The organism is Paenibacillus sp. P4_A7 (genome assembly GCF_056402455.1).
Genome location: NZ_JBFUHJ010000602.1, coordinates 1 through 2,835 on the forward strand (window position 1 = coordinate 1; position 2,835 = coordinate 2,835).

Consider the following 2,835-nt stretch of genomic DNA (forward strand, 5'->3'; position numbering starts at 1 on the left):
CCTCTAGGCGCTTTGCTTGCGCTGGCTTATCCAGATCGGATAGCACAGCGTCGGAATGACGGCAGATATTTGCTGGCGAACGGTAGAGGTGCTGTGCTTCCTGARTTGCAGCCGCTATCACGCTCACCGTTTCTCACCGCTTGTGAATTGGACGATGCAGGCACAGAAAGCCGTATTCGAATTGCAGCAGAACTAACCATGAATGATATCGAGTTGTATTTGACGGCTTACATGACAACAGAGGATGTAGTTGAATGGGAGGCGTCAGCTCAAGCGGTTCGTGCTAGAAGACGTGTTCGGTTAGGCGCTATTTTACTAAATGAAGCTCCAGTTCATCATCCAGATGAGAACCAAGTAGCGGAGGTGCTGCTAGAAGGTATTCGTCGGTCAGGCATAGGTATTCTACGAATGAACAAACAAGCGCTGCAGCTGCAAGCTCGTATGCGTCTCATGTCACTGAGCGGTGATGATTGGCCGGACGCTTCTGATGAAGACTTACTGAATACGATGGAGCAATGGTTGAAGCCTCTCATCTATGGTATGAAAAGCCGCTCGGATCTTCAAAAGCTGTCGATGCTGCAACTGCTTGACGGCAAGCTGACTTGGAAGCAAAAGCAAGAATTAGATGAACAAGTTCCGACACATATCGTCGTTCCAAGCGGTTCACGCATACCAATTGACTATAGTAATCCTGAAACACCTGTATTAGCGGTTCGTTTGCAGGAGTTGTTCGGAATGAAGGAAACGCCTCGTTTAGCGAGAGGCAAACTTCCTTTAACGCTCCATTTGCTTTCTCCGTCACAGCGTCCGGTACAGGTGACTCAGGATTTACGGAGCTTCTGGGAATCGACCTATTTTGAGGTGAAGAAGGATCTGAAGGGTCGATATCCTAAGCATTACTGGCCGGAGGAGCCGTATACAGCTGCGCCTACCAATCGTACGAAGCCGAGAAATACGTAATAGGTAAAGCGTAGCGTATGCTCTTACAAAGCGAATGCTCTTTGAATGAAAGGATGTGCTGTGTAGAATGACGTTTTATATTTTATTTCTATATTTGATCATTATTAATGCGTATACGTTTCTGTTAATGGGCTGGGATAAGAAACGTGCCAAGCTGCAGCGCAGGCGAGTTCCTGAGAAGAAATTATTTATTTTAAGCGCGGTCGGCGGTGCTTGCGGCACTCTTCTAGGGATGAAAAAATGGCGGCACAAAACGAAGCATCGATCGTTTACAGTAGGTGTTCCGTTTCTCTTGTTGCTTAATCTCATCCTAATTATTGTAATCCTTTATTTTTTTGGAATGGATGTTAAGCTCTGATTGCTTTGTTCTGTAATTTCATGGTATAGTGGGAACTCGCTTTTTTTATAAGACTACATATAACCGCGAAACGATTGCTGTACCATCAAATGAATGGTACGGCCGTTTACGCTTGGGAGGTAACTGACATGACGGTTCAAAGTGCCCTTCAAGAGGAGCAGGATCGCTTGACTGAATCACTGCGAGATATTACTGCACAACTAGATTTGATTGGTCCACGCTACAAAGGGGACGACTTTACGGAGCAAATGCTCGATCTACAACAAGAGGAACGTAGATTACGGCTGGAAATTTCGAAACGCGAGCCTTACTTTGGTCGATTGGATTTTCAAGAGCTGCCAAGCAGCGAGATTAAACCTTTGTATATTGGCAAAGCCGGTGTCGCGAAGCAAGGTAGCACAGAGCTGCTTGTTATTGATTGGCGTGCGCCAGCAGCGAGTATGTTCTATTCCTTTACAGGTGGGGATTTGCCAGCTACGTATGAATCTCCGGATGATGAAATTACCGGATACGTACATTTGAAGCGGAATTTTATGATTCGTCAGGGAGAAATTACCCGTCTAGTCGACAGTTATGTGCGAGGTCAAGAGGAAGGCGCGGTAACGGACGAATTTCTATTATATAGACTAGGTGAGAACAAGGATAATAAGCTGCGTGATATCGTATCGACGATTCAAGGCGAGCAGGATCTTATTATTCGTACAGAACGAAATAAAGCGTTGTTCATTCAAGGAGTAGCAGGAAGCGGTAAAACAACTGTCGCTCTGCACAGGCTCGCTTTCTTGCTTTATCAATATGCCGATCGAATGCGGGCGGAACGAATGATTATTTTCGCGCCAAACCGGATGTTTTTGGACTATATTTCCGGAGTGCTGCCTGAGCTTGGTGTAGGTGATATTCAGCAGACAACATTCAGCGACTGGACGATCGAGCTTCTCGAAAAGACGATTACGGTAGTTGACTCTTCCGATACGATGGCCTATTGGTTTGAACAACGACGTACTGCTGATGAAATTGAGCATGCTGCGGGTCGATTTAAAGGCAGCTTAAGCTTTAAAACGATTATCGACGAACGAATTTCTGATTTTGAGCAAAAAATCGTACCAACCGTATCTTTTGTTCCAATTGAGAGATTGGAGCTATCGCCCGAGCTTATGCTTGAATGGTACAGTACCGATTATGGTGAAGAAACACTGATGAAGAAGCGTGATCGGCTTGTGAGCCGGATCCGTCGCTGGCTTGAGTCTGAGCTGAAGATGAAGAACATCAATGATAAGAAAATAAGAGCAAAGGCAATGGCTAAGTTTAATAGCTATACGAAGAAAATTCCTTCTTATACAGCGGTTCAACTGTATGCCTCGCTGTTCCAAGGCAAACAGGCTATCGCGAGCATACCTAAGGCTATGGCGAAGGAGACAGCAGAAAGACTGAAAACGAGTGTTGCTGCCGCCGAGGATTTGGCACCTCTTGCTTATATTCAGCTTCAGCTGTTTGGACTGCCGAAGCAGGCGTTCGAT

The 2,835-nt window shown here is 45.8% G+C and carries 3 protein-coding genes; all 3 read left to right on the forward strand.

The features are described from left to right. The coding region (locus tag AC1DWN_RS31675) for an ATP-dependent helicase C-terminal domain-containing protein (protein ID WP_477562827.1) at window positions 1-960 on the forward strand (960 nt) is incomplete at its 5' end. Between the two features lie 67 nt (window positions 961-1,027). Next, on the forward strand, window positions 1,028-1,318 hold the full coding sequence (locus tag AC1DWN_RS31680; RefSeq protein WP_477562828.1) for a DUF1294 domain-containing protein: 291 nt from the start codon (window positions 1,028-1,030) through the stop codon (window positions 1,316-1,318). 128 nt (window positions 1,319-1,446) lie between these two features. Next, a partial coding sequence (locus AC1DWN_RS31685; RefSeq protein WP_477562829.1) for a HelD family protein occupies window positions 1,447-2,835 on the forward strand: 1,389 nt, incomplete at its 3' end.